This is a genomic window from Microbacterium sp. CGR1 (assembly GCF_051062835.1).
GTDB lineage: Bacteria > Actinomycetota > Actinomycetes > Actinomycetales > Microbacteriaceae > Microbacterium.
Window position 1 is genome coordinate 1881312 of record NZ_JAOTPG010000001.1, and the last position, 18991, is coordinate 1900302.

16 protein-coding genes are annotated in these 18991 nt (G+C 67.3%); 1 reads left to right on the top strand and 15 read right to left on the bottom strand.

Annotated elements, in window-relative coordinates; translation table 11 throughout:
* Nucleotides 1-6: 6 nt before the first annotated feature.
* The 10 genes from OD997_RS09425 to OD997_RS09470 all read right to left on the bottom strand — a co-directional run bounded on the left by OD997_RS09425 (nt 7) and on the right by OD997_RS09470 (nt 11594).
* Entirely contained in the window at nt 7-807 is an 801-nt protein-coding gene (locus OD997_RS09425) for an SDR family NAD(P)-dependent oxidoreductase (RefSeq protein WP_434331340.1), read from the bottom strand.
* 29 nt (nt 808-836) lie between these two features.
* Nucleotides 837-1808 carry a Gfo/Idh/MocA family protein gene (locus OD997_RS09430; RefSeq protein ID WP_434331341.1) on the bottom strand — a complete coding sequence of 324 codons (972 nt, stop codon included), beginning with the start codon at nt 1806-1808 and terminating at the stop codon, nt 837-839.
* Complete coding sequence (locus OD997_RS09435) at nt 1801-3240, bottom strand: MFS transporter (RefSeq protein WP_434331342.1); 1440 nt, start codon at nt 3238-3240, stop codon at nt 1801-1803. Before OD997_RS09435 ends, OD997_RS09430 begins: the two co-directional genes overlap by 8 nt.
* A 146-nt stretch (nt 3241-3386) precedes the next feature.
* Nucleotides 3387-4424, bottom strand: coding sequence for a LacI family DNA-binding transcriptional regulator (locus tag OD997_RS09440; RefSeq protein WP_434331343.1), 1038 nt, complete (start codon nt 4422-4424; stop codon nt 3387-3389).
* 23 nt (nt 4425-4447) lie between these two features.
* Complete coding sequence (locus OD997_RS09445; protein ID WP_311416816.1) at nt 4448-4963, bottom strand: gluconokinase; 516 nt, start codon at nt 4961-4963, stop codon at nt 4448-4450.
* Nucleotides 4960-6198, bottom strand: coding sequence for a D-mannonate dehydratase ManD (gene manD, locus OD997_RS09450; protein ID WP_434331344.1), 1239 nt, complete (start codon nt 6196-6198; stop codon nt 4960-4962). The genes OD997_RS09445 and manD overlap by 4 nt, the downstream gene beginning before the upstream one ends.
* A 29-nt stretch (nt 6199-6227) precedes the next feature.
* A complete protein-coding gene (uidA, locus tag OD997_RS09455; RefSeq protein WP_434331345.1) occupies nt 6228-8033 on the bottom strand; it encodes a beta-glucuronidase in 1806 nt (601 codons plus the stop codon).
* A 78-nt stretch (nt 8034-8111) separates the two neighbouring features.
* Nucleotides 8112-8942 carry an SDR family NAD(P)-dependent oxidoreductase gene (locus OD997_RS09460; RefSeq protein ID WP_251048932.1) on the bottom strand — a complete coding sequence of 277 codons (831 nt, stop codon included), beginning with the start codon at nt 8940-8942 and terminating at the stop codon, nt 8112-8114.
* 24 nt (nt 8943-8966) lie between these two features.
* A complete protein-coding gene (locus OD997_RS09465) occupies nt 8967-10325 on the bottom strand; it encodes an MFS transporter (RefSeq protein WP_434331346.1) in 1359 nt (452 codons plus the stop codon).
* 27 nt (nt 10326-10352) lie between these two features.
* On the bottom strand, nt 10353-11594 hold the full coding sequence (locus tag OD997_RS09470) for a glycoside hydrolase family 1 protein (RefSeq protein WP_434331347.1): 1242 nt from the start codon (nt 11592-11594) through the stop codon (nt 10353-10355).
* A gap of 100 nt (nt 11595-11694) precedes the next feature.
* Between OD997_RS09470 and OD997_RS09475 the strand changes: the two genes are divergently transcribed.
* Entirely contained in the window at nt 11695-12309 is a 615-nt protein-coding gene (locus OD997_RS09475) for a TetR/AcrR family transcriptional regulator (protein WP_434331348.1), read from the top strand.
* Here OD997_RS09475 and OD997_RS09480 read toward each other — a convergent pair whose 3' ends face one another.
* Genes OD997_RS09480 through OD997_RS09500 form a run of 5 tightly spaced genes read right to left on the bottom strand, consistent with a single transcriptional unit; the run spans nt 12310 to nt 18970 of the window.
* A complete protein-coding gene (locus tag OD997_RS09480) occupies nt 12310-13776 on the bottom strand; it encodes a family 43 glycosylhydrolase (protein ID WP_434331349.1) in 1467 nt (488 codons plus the stop codon). It abuts the gene before it with no gap.
* The gene (locus tag OD997_RS09485) at nt 13773-14597 is read right to left on the bottom strand and encodes an ATP-binding cassette domain-containing protein (protein ID WP_434331350.1); all 825 of its coding nucleotides are present in this window, start codon (nt 14595-14597) and stop codon (nt 13773-13775) included. Before OD997_RS09485 ends, OD997_RS09480 begins: the two co-directional genes overlap by 4 nt.
* The gene (locus OD997_RS09490) at nt 14594-16417 is read right to left on the bottom strand and encodes a dipeptide/oligopeptide/nickel ABC transporter permease/ATP-binding protein (RefSeq protein ID WP_235560789.1); all 1824 of its coding nucleotides are present in this window, start codon (nt 16415-16417) and stop codon (nt 14594-14596) included. Before OD997_RS09490 ends, OD997_RS09485 begins: the two co-directional genes overlap by 4 nt.
* Nucleotides 16414-17355: an ABC transporter permease gene (locus OD997_RS09495; protein ID WP_434331351.1), complete on the bottom strand. Its 942-nt coding sequence runs from the start codon at nt 17353-17355 to the stop codon at nt 16414-16416. The genes OD997_RS09490 and OD997_RS09495 overlap by 4 nt, the downstream gene beginning before the upstream one ends.
* A gap of 55 nt (nt 17356-17410) precedes the next feature.
* Complete coding sequence (locus OD997_RS09500; RefSeq protein ID WP_434331352.1) at nt 17411-18970, bottom strand: ABC transporter substrate-binding protein; 1560 nt, start codon at nt 18968-18970, stop codon at nt 17411-17413.
* Between the last annotated feature and the right edge of the window lie 21 nt (nt 18971-18991).

An 18991-nucleotide genomic window follows, 5' to 3' on the forward strand; every position in this document is an offset into this window, starting at 1 on the left:
ATGATCTCAGGCGAGCAGCGCACCCATCTGCTTCGCGATCATGGTCGTCGCGAACTTGGGGTTGAGGCGCGACAGGCGATCCATGGCCGCAGCATCCGAACCGATGGTCGCTCGGAAGCGGTCCTTGCGGATCGCGTCGACGATCACCCGGCCGGCCGCTTGCGGCGTCGTCGTCTTGTACGCGCTGGTCTCGGCCGATGCATCGCCCCCGAGATCGACGCCCGAGTTCGCGGCGATGCCGGTGCTGATCGCGCCCGGGAAGATCACCGTGACGTGCACGTTCGTGTCGAGCAGCTCGGCGTAGAGCGCTTCGGTGAGGAGCTTCACCGCGGCTTTCGAGGCGCCGTAGACGGCCTGACCGGGCACCGGGGCATACGATCCCATGCTCGCGACGTTGAGCAGCGATGCCTCCGGCCGGGCGAGGAGATGGGGCAGGAATGCCTTGCACACGTTCATCACGCCCCAGAAGTTGACATTCATGACCTTCTCGATCTCGGAGAACGGCAGGTCGTTGACCTTGACGAACTTCTGGATCACACCGGCGATGTTCGCGACGCCGTCGACCTGGCCGTGAGCCGCGATCACGGCGCCGGGTAGCGCGTCGATCGCATCCCGGTCGGTGATGTTCACCGCGTGCTGAGTGAATCGCGTGCCGACAGCCGCGAGTGCTGCGGTCGCTTCGAGGCCGGCGGCATTCAGGTCGACGCCGGCAACCGAGGCGCCACCGGCAAGCAGACGCAGCGTCACCTCGCGTCCGATGCCGTTTCCTGCGCCCGTGACGACGAAGACCTTGCCTGAGATGTCCATGGTTTCCTTCTGGGTGGGTCGGGCCGCGATCAGCGCGACTCGGAGGAGATGTCCGCAAGGATGCGGTCGAGGGTACGGGTGATCGAGATCGTCGTCGCCGCATCGTGCCAGGGGTGCTCGCGCAGACCGGATGCGATCGCCGCGGTCACTGCCTCGAGCATCGGGCCGTAGCCGTTGCCGACCCGCGGATGCCGCAGCTGCTCCGGCTCGCGGAAGATACGCTCCGCCGACCCTGCATGAACTCGGGCGTCGCTGCCCGCCCAGAACATGGGATCGAGCGTGATCCAGCCGCGCTCGCCGCTGATCGCCGCCGAGAGATCAAGGAAGTCCACTCCTGACCACGCGAGCTGCGCGAAGGCGCCGTCGGCGCGCTCGAGCGTGGCATGCCCCGCGAGATCCACGCCCTCGGAGAGGACTCCTCGCGCCTGCACTACCTCCGGCGCACCGAGGAACCAGTGGGCCAGCGTGACCGGGTAGATGCCCCTGTCGCGCAGGATGCTTCCGCCGTCCTCCGGCCGCTCTTTGCCCGGGCGCGGGAAGAACGGGGTGCCGAAGCTCGCCCGCACGTGTCGGATCGCGCCGAGCTCTCCCGCGGCGATCCGGTCGATGACCTCGACGTGCAGCGGGTTGAACCGCATCCACATCGCCTCCATGAGGAAACGATCCGCCTGTGCGGCGCGCGCGAAGAGCAGTTCGGCGTCACCGGCCGAGGTCGCGATCGGCTTCTCGACCAGCACATGCGTACCCGCGTCGAGGGCCTCGAGCGTGATCGCAGTATGCGTGACGGCAGGGGTGGCGATGTAGACGATGTCGACGTCGTCGCGAGAGAACAGCGCCGCCCGATCGTCGGTCGACGACGGGATGCCGTGCCGCGCGGCGAAGTCCGACGCGCGGTCGGGCGTTCGCCCCCAGACGGCCGTGATCTCACCGCCGATGGCGAGCAGATCGGAGACGAGGCGATCGGAGATGTCGCCGGTGCCGACGATGCCCCACCTAAGCATCGATGGCGTTCCGCTCGCGGATCGGCGCCACGGTGAGGGTGGCAAGGGCGACGAGCACGAGTGCGGCCCCCCAGACGAGCTGATAGCCGCCGGTCGCTGAGACCACGACCGCGGCGAGCGCCGGCGCCAGCGCCTGACCGAGGTTCATGGCGACGATCGCGAGACCGAGATCCCGCCCTGCGCGCGCCGGATCAGGGAGCACGTCGATGAACATCGCGTTGTCGACCGGCAGATAGATGCCGAAGGCGAGACCCGTGATGATCACCTGGGCGAAGAGCGCCGGCAGCGTCGGCGAGATCAGGGGGATCGCCATCGACACGGCCATGAGCAGCGATGCGACGACGATGAACGGCTTGCGACGGCCGACGCGGTCGGAGAGTCGACCCGAGATCGCCACGGCGATGAGCGTGAAGGGGATGCCCGCGAGCCCGAGGATCGGCACCATCGCCGATGCCTCAGCGGCGCTCAGCGCGGGGCGCACGTAGCTCTGCAGCATATAGAGGTTGAGCACCGTCGACGTGCTGTAGCCGAAGAAGAAGAGCACGCGCGAGATCCACAGCCACCGGTAGTTGCGGGCTTTGAGAGCGCTTGCGTACCCGAGCAGGAACGGCTTCCAGGCGAATGGCTCGCGCTCGACATCCACCGACGATGCATCACGGTTCCGGGTGACGAAGAGAACCGTCGCGATCGCCACGAGCAGACCGAGGATCAGATAGAAGTCGAGCCCGACGAGTCCGAACAGGGCGCCCGCACCGATGCCGCCCAGGATGCCGCCGATGATCGCACCCATGCTCGTCCAGGACGTCACGCGGCCTCGTCGATCACGAGGCACGCGGTCTGCGACCGTCGCCTGCAGGGGGTTGCCTGCGACGTTCAGCGCCAGCTCGGCGGCAGACCACAGCACGACGAGCACCACGAGCGACGGGGCGTACCGGACGGCGACCAGCAGCACGGCGCCGATGAGTCCCGCATACAGGATCCAAGGAGCCCGGCGTCCCAGGCGGGAGCGCGTGCGGTCGGACAGCACACCGATCACCGGCTGGAGGATCATGACGATGATGGCGCTGGTCGTCGTGACGAGCGCCAGCCCGTTCGCTCGCGCTGCTTCGAAGTCAGAGAGCAGCGCGAGCTGACGCGTCTGGTCTGCCGTCGGAGTGACGTCTCCGGCCGCGACGGCCCTGCCGAGCTCGGTCAGCGTCTGCAGGTCGACTCCTGCATCCGCCCCGCTGAAGAAGGAGCCGAACTCGAGCATCTGGATCTGATTCGGCATGAGGATGCCGTTCGTCGCCGCCCATACCGCAGAGACCGCGAGCGAGAGCAGCAGATACCAGCGGATGTATCGAGAGAGCGGCTTCTTCGAGTCGTAGTGCACACCGATGTTCGAGGTCCACCGGGATTCCTCACCGGTGGGATGCGTGATCTGCTCGCTCATGATCGCGGCTTCCCCCGCTGTGCTTTCGTCATCGAAGTCTCCAGACCGTCTCGCTGTTGAGACAGTTACATCAAATCAGAGATCAAGGAATTCGGCAACCGATTGCCAATCGAATGTTAAGGCCTGCTCCGTGCGCCGCCCGGCGCTCAGCTGCGAGGAGCGGAGCCCGTGCTTCCTCGCACGATGAGGGTCGTCGCGAGAGGATCGTCGCTGACCGGCTCCGTGCCGTCCCCCAGAGCGTCGAGGACCTTGCCGACCGCACGCTCTCCGGCCAGCTGCAGCTGGGCGCGAACGGTGGTCAGCGCGGGAACGATGAGCTCGCTGCCGAAGATGTCGTCGAAGCCCGCGATGCTCAGCTCGTCGGGCACGTGGATGCCCGTGGCGGCGGCTGCTTGGATCAAGCCGATCGCCATCAGGTCGTTGAAGGCGATCACCGCGGTCGCGCGCGACGCCTGCACCCGGCGGAGCGCCTCGCGACCGCCCTCGATCGTCGGTGTGTGCGGGCCGATCTCGACGACCGCCAGGCTGAGGCGCTCGGCGGCGTCGAGCATCGCTTCCCACCGTCGTCGGCTGATCCACGATGTCTCGGGGCCGGAGAGGTACGCGATCGAACGGTGACCGAGGTCGGCGAGATGCGCGACGAGATCCGAGACGCCCTGCTCCACCTCGGGAAGGACACCGACGACACCGTCGACCTGACGATTGATGAGGATGACGGGTTTGCGCTCCGCCAGCCGCAGGATCCGCTCATCCGCGAGACGTGTTGTCGCCAGGATCAGGCCGTCGACGCTCGGCAGCAGTCGCGAGACCGCCTCAGCTTCCGCTTCACCGGACTCCTGCGACTCGGCGATCACCAGCGTGTATCCCGCGGCCGCGGCGGTGTGCTCGGCACCGCGGACGATCCCGAAGATGACGGGGTTCGTGATGTCGGCGACCATCAACCCGATCGTGTGGCTGCGCCCGGTCGGCAGGGCACGCGCCATCGGGTTGAACTGGAAGTCCAGGCGGTCGGCGGCGAGACGGATCCTCTCCTCCGTCTTCTTACTGATGCGACCGGGTTTGCTGAGCGCGCGCGACACCGTCGACGGGTTCACGCCCGCAAGCTCCGCGATGTCGTAGATGGTCGCGGCGCCGCCGCGGCGCCTGATGCGCTCCGCGAGTTCGCCGGGCAGATCGTCGTCCATGGTTCCTCCCAGCTCCCAGCGTGTCATGGCCGGTGCGATTCGAGCCATTCGACGGCGGCGCGGGCGAGTTCCGCGGGCGGGCGACCCACATCGACGACGACCGCGACCTCGTCGGCGTCGAGCGCTTCGAGGGTGTCGAGCTGCGAGCGAAGGAGAGAAGGAGGCATGAAGTGGTCTGTCCGGCCGGCCGCGCGTTCGGCGAGCAGAGCGTCGTCGCCGTGCAGGTGCACGAACACGACGCCCGGCACCCGCTCGCGAATCCGATCCCGGTAGACCCGCCGCAGAGCCGAGCACGCGATCACCGCCCCCGATGCCGACCGCGCGGCGAGTTCATCGCTCACGCGGTCGAGCCACGGCATCCGGTCGTCATCCGTCAGCGGTGTGCCGGCACTCATCTTCGCCCGATTGGACGCCGGATGCAGGTCGTCCGCATCGAGGAACTCGACGTCCAGATCTGTCGCGAGCAGCCGCCCCACGGTCGACTTGCCCGCGGCCGACACCCCCATCACCACGATCTGGGGCGATGCGTGTGCGCTCACCAGTCGTGGACGGTGCCGTCGAGCAACCGGTTGTAGGGCAGGTACGCCTGCTCGTACGGGTACTTGCCCGCCTCGTCGACGTCGAGCTCGACGCCGAGACCGGGCTTGTCGCCGGGATGCAGGTAGCCGTCGGTCCAGGTGAACGACTGCTGGAACACCTGGTCGGTGCGCGACCCGTGCTGCATGTACTCCTGGATGCCGAAGTTGTGGATCGCAAGCCCCAGATGCATCGCCGCCGCCATGCCCACCGGCGAGATGTCGGTCGGCCCGTGCATCCCCGACTTGATCTGGTACATCGCGGCGTAGTCGAGCGTCTTCTTCAGGGCGCTGATGCCGCCCATGTGCGTGACGGCCCCGCGGACGTAGTCGATCAGCTGATCGCGGATGATGTCCTTGAAGTCCCAGACCGTGTTGAAGATCTCGCCGATCGCCAGCGGCGTCGTGGTGTGCTGACGCACGAGGCGCAGCGCCTCCTGGTTCTCGGCCGGCGTGCAGTCCTCGAGCCAGAACAGGTCATAGGGCTCGAGGTCCTTGCCGAGTCGTGCGGCCTGGATCGGCGTCATACGGTGGTGGCCGTCATGCAGCAGCGGGATGTCGGGACCGAACTCGTTGCGCACGGCCTCGAAAACACCCGGCAGGTGGTTCAGGTACGCACGGGTATCCCAGTCCTCCTCCACCGGCTTCGCGCCACGGCGGGCCGGCTCGTGGTCGTACCGAGCCTCTCCTCCCCCGGTGTCTGCCGATTGCGAGGCGATGCCATAGATCGCCTTGAGCGTGGGCACCCCGGTCTGCACACGGATCGCCTTGTATCCCTGCTCCTGATGAGCACGGATGGAGTCGAAGAGCTCGGGAAGCTCTTTGCCCGAGGCGTGCCCGTAGGCCATCAGACCTTTCCGGCTGGCTCCGCCGAGCAGCTGGTAGACCGGAAGGCCGGCCACCTTGCCCTTGATGTCCCACAGCGCCATGTCGACGGCTGCGATCGCAGCCATCGTCACAGGTCCGCGTCGCCAGTAGGCGCTGCGGTAGAGGAACTGCCAGGTGTCTTCGATGCGCGACTCATCGGCGCCGATCAGCAGCGGAACCACGTGCTCGGTCAGGTAGGCGACGACCGCAAGCTCGCGGCCGTTCAGCGTCGCGTCGCCGAGTCCGGTCACGCCGTCTGCGGTCGTGATCTTGAGTGTGACGAAATTGCGGTCGGGACTCGTGACGATGACGTCTGCCCTGTCGATGGTCATGCGTTTCTCCTCTACGTGAAGGCGATCGGTCAGGCGTCCGCGCCGGCGTCCGTGCCGGGCTTGCGTCCGTCGAGCCCACGCCAGCGCTGGCGCAGAGCGAACGCGGCGGACTTCGGCCGGCGCTCACGGGTGAAGATCCCCTTCTTGTTGCCACCCACCCGGTGCAGGCCGTTGGTCGTCGCGAAGTCCGCGAAGTTCCAGATCTGCTCGCCCACGAACTGCGGGAAGCGATCGAAGACGCGGTGGTACATCGCGAGCAGGTCGGTCTGGTACTCCTCGGTCCACACCTGGTCCCAGACCGAGTGCAGCCCCGGCATCGTGTCTGCGCCGTACTCGAGCATCATGATCGGCTTGCCGGTGCGATCGATCCACCCCTGGATGTCACCCTGCAGATACAACTCCGCCGTGGCGAGATCGCCCGCGTTGATGTACCAGCCGTAGTAGCGGTTGAGACTCACGACGTCGAAGAGATCGATGATCTGGTCGTTCTTGAAGGTCGCGAACATGACCATCGAGTAGGTGATCGGACGCGTCGGGTCGAGCTCGCGCACCAGGTTCACGAGCGGCTCGAAGTACTCGCGTGCACCGTCTTCGTTCGACGCGGGCTCGTTGGCGATGCACCACAGCACCACCGACGGGTGGTTCTTGTCGCGTCCGATCAGCTCACGCAGGTGCTGCGCATGCGCGGCGTGCGTCTCCGCCCCCGCATACTGCTCCGAGAAGGTGGGGAACGGCGGCGTGCCGCTGAGACCGCCGACGACGCCCATGTTGAGTCCCACAGCCGCGGTCTCGTCGATCACCAGGATGCCGTGGCGGTCGGCGAAGTCGAGGACGTCTTCGGCGTAGGGGTAGTGCGAGGTGCGGAACGAGTTCGCCCCCGTCCACTCCATCAGTTGGAAGTCGTGCACCATGTACGCGTCGTCGTGACCCTTGCCGCGCACGAACGTGTCTTCGTGCTTGCCGAACCCGGTGAAGTAGAACGGCTCCCCGTTCACCAGGAACTCCTCACCGCGCACCGCCACCGTTCGCACACCGACGGCCAGCGAGTACGTGTCAAGCACAGTCTCGGCGTCGACGGCCTCGACCGTCAGTTCGTAGAGGTAGGCGGCGCCCGGCTTCCAGAGCACGACGTCTGCGATCTCGAGACGCCCCTCCGGACCGGATGCCGTAGCCACGACGCTGCCGGCGGCATCCGCCAGGCTGACGCGCACGTCGGCACCGCCGACCGTTTCGACGCGGTAATCGACGAAACCGGTCGAGCCCTCGAAGGTCGTCACCACCGTGACGTCGTCGACGTGCACCTGCGGCAGCGAGTACAGCGACACAGACCGGGCGAGGCCGGCGTAGTTGTAGAAGTCGTGGAAGTAAGTCTGGGTCTTGGCGCCGGTCATGCCGACCTCGATCTTGCCCGGCGGGATCGTGGTGTTGCTGAGGTCGGGGCTGACCGCGACCGTGAGCCGGAACGCGGTGCCCGGCTTCACGACATCGGTGACGTCGATGTCGAAGGGCGTGTACCCGCCGATGTGACCTCCGACGAGCTGGTCGTCGACGTAGACCTTCGCCGAGTGCGTTGCCGCATCGAAGCGCAGGAGTATGCGCTCCCCCGCCCAGCCGCGCGGCACCTGCACCGACCGCTGGTAATAGACCCAGCCGACGTGGTCGCGAATGGCCGGATCGGTGAAGAGATCGTTGTAGCTCGCAGGAACGGCTGCTTCGAGAGGCGTGTCGAGGCCTGCGAGCCAGGGCTCCTCCGGGAGGCGGGAGTCGATTCCGAACTTCCAGACTCCGTCGAGCTTGACGAGGTCACGGGTTGCGGTGGCGATGGGCTTGAGCATCAAGGGCCTTTCGTGCGCTTCTTTGCGTTCTTGGTTTCAGTACAGCAGAGTTCAGGAAAAATGGCAACCGATTGCCAGCTAGATGGTCTCGCCGGCGTCCGCGAGCAGTGTGCTGCCGGTCATCACCATCGAGAGGTCGCTGGCGCAGAACAGCACCACGCGTGCGATGTCGTCGGGTGTTCCCTGACGGCCGATCAGACTCTGCGACATCGCCGACGGCATGGTGGAAGGATCGATGCCGGCGGCTGCCATCTGCTCCATCGCCGCGGCCGCCATCGCCATGTTCCCCTCGGTCGGCACGTAGCTGGGAGCGACGCCGAGCACGCGGATGCCCTGCGGCGCGAGCTCCAGAGCGAGCTGCTTTGTGAGCCCTCGCACCGCATGCTTCGACGAGACGTAGGCCGACAGGCCGGGGGCGGTCCCCCGGAAGCCCGCGGTCGAGACGATATTGACGATGACGCCGCCCTGCGGCATCCGACGGGCCGCTTCGCGTGCCCCATTGCGCACGCCCCGGGTGTTGACCGCGAAGACCTGCTCCCAGGTCTCGTCGCTCATCTCGACAAGGGACTCGCTGGGGAAGATCCCGGCGTTGTTCACCCAGATGTCCGGGGCACCGACGTCGCCCGCTGCGGAGTCCGTCGCCGCAGCGACCGATGCGGAGTCGGTGACATCCATGCGCACGCCCACCGCCCGCACCGAGAAGTGCACGGTGATCTCCGCCGCAGCCGCTCGCGAGCGATCCTCATCGAGGTCGGCGATCACGATGCTCGCACCGGCTTCGGCGAGTCGATCGGCGATCGCTCGACCGAGACCCTGCGCACCGCCCGTGACGAGCGCGGTGCGGCCAGTCAGATCGATCAGCGAGGCGAGGGGGTTCGATGAGACATCGGGGAAAGGAAAGGACATCATTGCTCCGTTTCGAAATGGGTGGGCTCAGCGGACGCTGCGCACCGAGAGGGAGATGAGGAGGCCGCCGGCGAAGGCGAGCGCGGCAGCGAGGAGATACAGCGCGGTGAAGTTCTCTGCGCCGGCGCCGATGGCCAGCACCGCCCCACCGAGAACCGGGGCGAAGACGCCCGAAATCTTCTGGGCGAACAGGGCGATGGCCATGTAGCGCCCCGCCTCCCTCTCGCGATCGGGAAGCACATCGAGCAGCAGCGCTTGGGCGACGGCCGAGAAGGTGGCGATGCCGAGGGAGTTCAGCAGGGTGCCCACCATGAGCGTCGGCAGGTCGTGGGCGAACGCCGAGACGCTGCATCCCGCCGCGAAGAGAACGGCGCCCGCGAGGATGAAGGGCTTGCGCCTGCCCACCCTATCGCTCAGCCATCCCCCGCCGAGCGAACCGACCGTGGCCGTGACGATGCTCGACGCCGAGACGATCGCGAGCACTCCGGCGACATCCGGCACGCGCAGCTCGAGGCGCTGGGCGACGAAGAACACGGTGAAGCTGGTGGTGAGGGTCAGCCCCGAGAAGAAGATGAAGCGGCCGAGCCAGTTCCACGCGAAGTCCGGGGCTTTGCGCGGATCGAAGCCGTAGCTCCCCAGCAGTCCGCCGACCGTCAGCCGGCGGTCGAGCACCATTCCCCTGCTGTCGGGATCGCGCACGACGGCGAGGAACGCGACCACCAGCACGACACCGACCGCCGCGGGCAGCGCGAAGACGAGGAGCACCTGGTCTCGGAAGAATCCGACGAGGATGATGCCGACGACGGGCGCGACCTGCATCGTGACGCCCGTGAGGCCGGAGACGCGTCCGCGTTGGTGCGGCGGCAGGCGATCCGCCTGCCAGTTGCCGAGCGACGCGGCCGCGGTGCCCCACCCGACGGTCGAGAGCGTCCAGCCGATCGTGAGCACGCTGAGATTCGGGGCGAGGGCCATGACCGGTACAGAGACCGCGCCGATCAGCAGACCGACCACGGTGAACGGACGCCGCCGCCCCCAGCGGCTGCGCAGGCGATCACTGAGGATGCCGGTGAGAGGGGCGAGCACGAGCGTGGCCGCTGAGCCGACCGCGAGGACGATGCCGAGGGCTTCGGTGCGCCCGGGCGCCAGCTGGTCGAGACGCACGGCCAGCGAGTAGGCCATCGGCACGATCATCGCCATCCCCGCCCCGAAGGTCGCGGCGACGAGCAGCACGATCGATCGCAACGGGACATCACCCGCCACGCCTCCGCCGGAGGACTCCGGAAGAGGCGCGGCGAGAGGCTGCGGGAGCGCGAGGTTACCCTCGGGAACGGGCCCCGCAGCCTCCGCAGGGCCTTCGCCCTGGGGATCGTCGACGTCGACGGTCATCTGCTCGGCCTCTGTACGCGGCTTCGGTCAGGCCAGACCGTTGCGCTTCGCGACCTCGCCCAGCCAACCGAGGCTCGGCTTGGGGGTGCGCACGAACGTCTCCCGATCCACGGCGATCAGGCCGAAGGTCGGAGCCCAGTGTCCCCATTCGAAGTTGTCGAGCAGCGTCCAGTGCAGGTAGCCGCGCACGTCGATGCCCTCGTCGATCGCGTCGGCGAGTCCGCGCAGCGCCTCATCCGTGTACCGGATCCGCTGGGTGTCATCGGCGGTGGCGATGCCGTTCTCGGTCACGATCACGGTGACGCCCTCGGAGACCTCCCACGCGTGACGCACGGCCATGGCGAGAGAGTCGGGGCGGAACGCGGTGCCGACGAGTGTGTTGTCGGGGTGCGGCGGGTGCGGCACGAGACCGTTCGCATCGACCTCCTGCGACGAGTACGCCTGCACGCCGACGAAGTCGTCGCCTCGGGAGCCCTCCCAGTAGACGTCTTCCTTGCCGTAGCGGATCTGCTTCAGCTTCTCCTCGCCGCCGGGTGCCGCCGTGAGCGCGCCTGCCGCGATGGTCCAGCCGACCTTCGCGTTCGTGCGGGCGCGCACGATCTCGCGGGCGGCGTGGTGGATCTCGACGAACGCGCGGCCGATCTCGGGGTCGGCGTCCTGCAGGAACGAGCCGTGCTGCTTCTTCTCGTCCTTCTCCGCAGGTGCGTCGCTCCCGGCCGCATCCGCCTCGACGGTGGGGCTCTGCCACTGTCCGCCCTGAGCGGCCATGCGGCGCATCGCCGTCATGATGGCCGCCTGCATGTTCGGCTCGTTCATGGTCGCGACCCACTCGACGCCGTCGAGGATCGTCGTGGCCTGGGTCACGAAGCTGAGGAACCGATCCTTGGCCTTCGGCGACGTCCACCCGCCGTCGTTCGCGAACCACCGCGGCGTCGTGAAGTGCTGCAGCGTGACGAAGGGCGTGACACCGCGCGACAAGCAGTAGTCGATCACGCGGCGGTAGTGCGCGAGCTCTGCGCGAGAGAACTGGCCTTCGACCGGCTCGATGCGCGACCACTCGAGGCTGAACCGGTAGGTGTCGAGGCCGGCATCGGCGAGCAGGTCGATGTCCTCGCGGTAGCGGTGGTAGCTGTCGACGGCATCACCGGAGGGCTCCATGCCCGGCATGGTCAGCTCGCGCTCCCACCAGTCGCTGTTGACGTTGTTGCCTTCGATCTGGTGTCCGGCGGTGGCGGCGCCCCAGAGGAAGCCGGTGGGGAAGTTCGTCATGGAGGAATCCTCTCGATCAGAGCAACCGTGACAACCGATTGCCACCTCACGGTAACATAAAATTAGAAAGCTCTCACTATTTTGATCGTCGGAGGTATCGATGGCCCAGTACGCCAAGACCGCAGCCGTCCGCCGCGGCATCCTGGATGCCTGCCTCACGATCTTCGGCGAGTCCGGGTTTCACGGGGCCTCGATGGCCGAGATCGCCCGGCGGGCGGGCATCAGCCACACCGGGCTCCTGCATCACTTCCCCCGCAAGGAGGACCTGCTCATGGCCGTTCTCACGCTGCAGGACGAGCGCAGCGCCGACTACCTCGCCCGCAACGAGGTCTTGAGCACCGGAGCCGATCCGCTCGATGTGCTCCGCGGCATGGCCACGACGTTGATCGAACGGGATCAGCGGGTCGGTCTGGTCGAGCTGAGCGCCGTGCTCACCGGTGAGGCCACGGCGCCCGCTCATCCAGCCCACGACTACTTCGAGACGCGCTACCGCAACATCCGCTCGTTCATGACCCGCCTGTTCACCCGACTCGGCGATGACGGGCGCCTGTCGACGGACATGCCCCCGGCACACCTCGCAGCGATCACCATCGGCGCGATGGACGGGCTGCACACGCAGTGGCTCTTCGATCGTTCGGCGATCGACGTCGATGCGTGCGTCACGTCGCTGATGTCGACCTTCGTGCCGGAGTTGGCGTCCGACTCGCAGGACTGATCACTCCGCAGCAGCACCCGACTCGTACTCGAACCTGCTGACGACGACCTGTTCTCCGAGAGCCTCGACACCGATGACCCGTCCGGTGAAACCACCGGCGACCTCGGTCGACAGATACCGACCGTCGAGGGTGGCGAGCTCGACGAAGCCCTCCGCCGAAGAGAGACCGGCGCGCAGCAGGTCGGGACCGCGACGCGCGCCGCGCTCGGCCTCGAACTCCGTGGCCCGGATCTCGAGCACCGCATCCGCCGGAGCCTCTGCCCGCGCGACCACGTCGCTCAGCGGCCCGATGACGATGCGTGCGCGCACCTCTGCGCCGAGGCGTTCGATCATCAGCTGGTGCGCGTCGTCCATGCGCACCGAGAGCGCGACGTCGCCCGTGGCGTGCAGGCGGGCCGACCAGAGTTCGTCTTCGGCACGCACCGCGAGCAGCCTTTCGGCACTCTCGGCGAGCGCGTCCCTCCCCCGCTCGAGGAGCAGTCCGTCGGTGCTCGTGCGGGCGAACGATGACGGCGAGGTTCCCGGCGCGATCCACCGCGGATGCAGTTCCGCGCCTCTGAAGTCCTCGACGAACGAGGTCTTCGCGAGCGGGACGTCGTAGCGCTCCTCGTCGATCACCGGCCAATCATCGACCCAGTCCACCCCCGCGAGGAACGTCTCCCGCCCGTTGGTGTGCCAGCGAGGGAATGTTCCCCGCGGCCGTGTCGCGAGGAACACGAGCGCCCAGGATCCGTCGGCGAACTCGACCAGATCGGAGTGCCCCGTCGACTGCACGGCCGCGCTCGTGCTGCGGTGAGTGAGGATGGGGTTCGTCGGTGCCGGCTCGAAGGGTCCGCTGATGCTCGAGGATCGCGCGATCGTCACCATATGGCCGGGCCCCGTACCGCCCTCGGCGACGAGCAGGTACCACCACTCCCCGCGGCGGATCAGGTGAGGCCCTTCGGCGTGCGCGCCGCCGGTTCCCGCCCACAGCGACCGCGGCTCCGACAGCACCTCGCCGGTGAACGGATCGATGACGGCCTGCGAGATGCCGCCGCGCATCACGTCGCTCCACGTCACGAAGCAGGTGCCGTCGTCGTCCCACGCGATGTCCGGGTCGATGCCGATGAGACCTGCGACGTAGACGGGATCGCTCCACGGGCCGGAGGGGTCGTCGGCATGAGTCAGGATGTGACCGCGGCCGACCTCGTGGATGTTCGTCGTGATCATCCAGAATCGGCCGTCGTGGTGCCTCAGCGTCGGAGCGTAGATCCCGCCGCTGGCACCCGCGAGTCCGGTGCGCACGTCGAGGTGCTCCGGTCGGTCGAGGATGTTGCCGATCTGCGTCCACGAGACCAGGTCACGGGAGTGGAACAGCGGGACGCCCGGCGAGTACTCGAAGCTCGAGTTCGCGAGGTAGTAGTCGTCGCCGACGCGGCAGATCGAAGGATCCGGGTGGTAGCCGGGGATGATCGGATTCTGGGTCATGATGCCTCCATGATGCGGCGGCGCTCGAGTCGCCGCTCGCGCTGACGGGCGGGGTCGGCGACCGGCGCCGCGAGCAGCAGCTTCTGCGTGTAGGGATGGTCGGGGGTCGAGGTCACATGCTCGGCAGGTCCCGTCTCGACCAAGTCGCCGCGGTACAGCACTGCCACCCGGTGACTGATGTGGCGGACGACGGAGAGATCGTGCGACACGAAGAGATAGGCGACCCCGGTCGCCCGCTGGATCTCGACGAACAGATCGAGCACGCGCGCTTGTGTCGAGAGGTCGAGAGCGGACACCGGCTCGTCGCACACGATCAGGCGCGGCTGGGGAGCGAGCGCACGAGCGATGGCCACGCGTTGACGCTGACCGCCCGAGAACTCCCGGGGCAGTCGCTCGACCGCATCCGAGGGCAACCCCACCTGGTCGAGCAGGGTCTTGACCCGCGAACGGGCATCCTTCGTCGTCGCGCCCTGGATCACCAGCGGCTCGGCGAGGATGTCTCCGATCGTCATCGAGGGGTTGAGCGACGTGTACGGGTCTTGGAACACCACCTGGATGTCGCGAGACAGGCGACGTCGATCGCGAGGTGAGATCCCGGCGATCGACGTCCCGTCGAACCGGATGTCCCCGCCGGACGGCTTCACCAGGCCGAGCACCGCGCGTCCGATCGTGGTCTTACCCGATCCGGATTCGCCGACCAGGCCCAGGGTCTCCCCCGGCGCGACGTCGAGCGAGACGCCGTGCAGCACCTCCACCGGTTTGGCCCGCCATCCCCGTCCGGGGAAGGCGACACGAAGCTCATCGATCTCGAGGAGGCTCATCGCTCGGTCCTTTCATCGGGGGCGGCGACGGGCGGATCCGTGCGGACCGTGCTCTCGTCGAGGATCGCACCGAGCAGCATCTTCGTGTACTCGTGCGTCGGGTGCGAGAACACGTCCGCAGCCGTGCCGGACTCGACGATCACGCCGTTCTGCATGACCGCGATGCGATCGCAGAGGTCGGCGACGACGCCGAAGTTGTGCGTCACCAGGAGGATCGCCATGTCGAGCTCGGACTGCAGATCTCGCAGCAGGTCGAGGATCTCGGCCTGCACCGTGACATCGAGTGCGGTCGTCGGCTCGTCGGCGATCAACAGCTTCGGCCGACTCGCGACCGCGCCCGCGATCAGCACACGCTGCGCCATGCCACCCGAGATCTGATGGGGGTACGAGTCGAAGGTGCGCTGCGGGTCGGCGATGCCCACCCTCTCCAGCAGTGCGAGCACGCGAGCGGATGCCTCTGCGCGTGTCACGCCGAGCGCCGACCGCACGCCCTCGACGAGCTGTGCGCCGACCTTGTAGGACGGATCGAGGTTCGACATGGGTTCCTGCGGGATGTAGGCGATCTCCTTGCCCCGCAGCGGACGCATCTGGGCGTCCGTGAGTCCGACGAGCTCGCGCCCGTCGAAGCGGATCGACCCGCGGGTGATCACCGCCTCGTTGGGCAGCACCCCCAGCGAGGCGAACGCGGTCTGCGACTTTCCCGATCCGGATTCGCCGACCAGCCCGACGATCTGCCCACGGGCGATCGACAGGTCGACGCCGCGCACGACCTCGTTCAGGCCGCCGCTCGGTCTCGGATAGGCGATGGCGAGGTCGTTGATCTCGAGCAGCCCCGTCCGTGCGGCCGTCGCCTCTCCGGCGCTGTCGAGCACACGCTGGCCGCGACCCACCTTGGCAGGCTTCGGCATGGAGCCCTCGAGGATGTCGCGCAGAGCGTTGCCGAGCAGCACGAGCGACGCCGTGATGACGCCGAGCAGCAGGCTCGGCCAGAGGAACTGCGTCGGAGCGATGTAGAGGTTACGGAAGCCCGAGGAGATCATCGAGCCGAAGCTCGGGATCTGCAGCGAACCGACGCCGAGGAACGCCAGACCCGACTGCACCGCGATCGCGGAGCCTGCCATGAAGGCCGCGGCGATGATGATCGGCCCTCTCACGACGAAGAGCACATGGCGACCGAGGATGCGCAGGTTGCCGAGTCCCGACACCCGGGCGGCATCGACGTAGAGCTCGTTCTTCACGCCGAGCACGAGGTTGCGGACGATGCGGTAGATGCCCGGCGACAGCAGCACGCCGAAGATCAGCATCGTGAAGCGGTAGTCGCCCCCGGTGACCGGCATCAGGATGATCAGTAGCAGGATGCCGGGGAAGGTCATGATGAGGTTGAACAGCCACTCGGTGGTCGCTCGCGTCACGGTTCCGAAGTAGCCGCCGATGAGGCCGGCGACGACTCCGACGAGCAGAGCGACACCGGCTCCGATCAGAGCCGAGATCGCTGCCGTGTTGATCGAGTGGAGCAGCCGCGAGAGGATGTCTCGCCCGGCTTCGTCGGCACCGAGCAGGTACCCCGGCGTTCCGACCGGCGCGTTGATCATCGAGAGCTCGGCGTCGTTCGGGCCGTGCGGCGCGAGCCATGGTGTGAGCAGCCCGAGCAGGAAGATCACCGCGAGAAGCCCGAGTGTCACGACCGCCTGCGGGTCGCGCAGGATGCGGCGCCAGGTCGACGTGCGGGTCTTCGCGGCGTTCTCGAGGGTGACGAGCAGCTCGGTGCTGGGCGGCGTCACTGTGCCGGTGTTGGTCTGGGGTGGGCGTTCGTCGCTCAATGGACTCTCGCTTTCGGGTTCAACCAGCCGTTGGCCAGGTCAGTGAGGAGGTTGACGACGGTGACGAGCAGCACACCGAAGGCGGTGATGCCCATGATCACGGGGATGTCGCCCTGAAGAGAGGCGTTGAACGCGAAGCTGCCGTAGCCCGGCAGAGCGAAGACGTTCTCGATGATGAGCGCACCGCCGAACATCTGGATGAACTCCAGCGACATCACCGTGAGCGCGGGGCTCGCGGCATTGCGCAGAGCGTGCTTGATGACGATCGACGTGGTGGATGATCCCCGCGTGCGCAGGGTTCGGATGTAGTCGCGACGGAGCTCGTCGATCATGCGGCCACGGACCTGAGCCGCCATGTTGGCCACACCGCCGATGGTGAGCACGATCACCGGGATCGTGATGCTGCGCACCCATGCAGCGGGATCTTCCGCGAACGGAGTGAATCCCGTTGCCGGAAGCCACTTGAGCTGCACCGCGAACACGACCACGAGGACGATCGCCAGCAGGAGGCCGGGAACGATGTAGCCGATCAGGGAGATCCCCTGGGCGATGCGGTCGACGATCCCGCCGCGCGATGCCGCCCAGACTCCGAGGAAGACAGAGAGGATGACCGTCAGGATCAGCGCCGGGACGATGATCGAGAGCGTGACCGCGAGCCGCTGCAGCACCGACGGACCGACCGGCAGTGAGGTGTACACCGAGACACCGAAGTCGCCCTGCACCGCGTGGATCAGCCAGTCGAAGTACTGCACGAGGACGGGTCGATCCCACCCCTTGGCAGCGATCAGATCGTCGACCACCTCGGGCGTCGCCGACGTACCGAGGATCGCCTGAGCCACGTCGCGGAACGAGGTGCTGAGGAGGACGAAGGTGATGAGGGTGACCAGTATCGCGAGCACGACGCCGGCGCCGAGTCGGCGGAGGATATAGCTGAGCATCAAGAGACTCCTGGTGTGCGGTGGGGATGCGGCGGACCGCACCCCCACCCGTCACTCACTCGGTGACGTCGAACTGTCGGATGGTTGCGAGGGTGTTCGCCTTGCCGACGTAGGTGATCCCGTCAGCGGTCGCCCAGGTCGCGCCGATGTAGGCGATCGGGGCGACGAGCGCCTGATCCACGACGTACTGGTTCAGCTCCTTGTAGACGGGGAGAGCATCCGCGAAGTCGACGGTGTTGTTGATCTCGTCGAAGTAGCCGTCGAGCGTCGGATCGGTGTACCCGGTCGGGTTGCCGAAGCCGGCGGCACCGATCGTGGTCGCGAGATCAGCGGAATCGGAGTTGAACCCGAGGATCTGGTAGTAGAGCCCGTAGTCACCGGAACGGGCAGCTGCCTGCGCCTGCTGCGGCGGCACGGTCACCCACTCGAGGGTCAGACCGATGTCAGCGAACGCCTGCGTGAGCACGGGCTCGATCGTGGTGCTGAGGAAGGTGCTCGGGATCTGGAAGGTCTCGCCGGCGTAGCCCGCCTCTTCGACGAGCTCCTTGCCCTTCTCGGGGTCGTACTCGTACTCGTCGTTCAGCTTCTCGTCGTAGATCTCGCCGAACGGGCTGACCAGCTGCGTCGTGGCGATGCCCACTCCGCTGAAGATGCCCTTGAGCACGCCCTCGCGGTCGATCGCCATGTTGATCGCCTGACGCACCTTGACATCACCGAGCGCCGGGAACTTCTCGCCGGCGCGATCGAGGATGTTGAGGTACCCCACGGCCACCGCATCGTTCACCGTGATGGTGAACTTGTTCGAGTCGAGCTGCGAGACGACCTGCGACTGCACGGTCGCCGCGTTGAGCTCGCCCGCCTGCAGGGCGTTGAGCGATGCCGTCGGGTCCTGCAGCACCTTGACGGTGAGTGTCTTGAACGGCACGTTGTCGGCATCCCAGTAGTCGTCGCGCTTGACGAGGACGTAGCTGCTGCCGGGCACCGTCTTCTCGACGTCGAGCGTGAACGGGCCGGAGCCGATGGGGTCGGTGGCCGTGCGCTCTTCGTCCATGGTCGCGGGATCGCCGATGGCACCGGGGCCCTGGGCGAGGTTGTCGAGGAACTGCGGATCGAACGCCGAGAAGGTGATGACGACGGTCTTGTCGTCCTCCGCGACGACATCCGCGACCGCGGCGAGGCGGCTCTGCACAGCCCCCGGAGTGGCCTTCGAACGCAGCAGCGTCGCGGTGACGGCGGCAGCATCGACCGGGTCCCCGGAGCTGAAGGTCATGCCGTCACGCAGCGTGAGGGTCAGCTGGGTGCCGTCTTCGTTGTACTCCCACTTCTCCGCGGCGCCGGGAAGCAGCTCCCCTGTCTCAGGGTCCTTGCGCAGCAGGGTGTCGAGGACCGAAGACCAGACGAACATCTGCTGACCGTCGACGATCTGGGCGGGGTCGAGCGAGTTGGGTGCGGACACCGCGGCGACCGCGAGGTCCTTCTCGACGACGGCGGTCGTATCGCCCTCGGCCTCGGGGGTGCTGGACGAGCAGCCGCTGACGACGAGCGCCGTGATCAGCAGCGCGGCGGGCAACGCGACGCGGCGCCCTACGCGGGTGTGCTTACGGGTGTTCCACATTGTTCATACTCCTTTGGATGA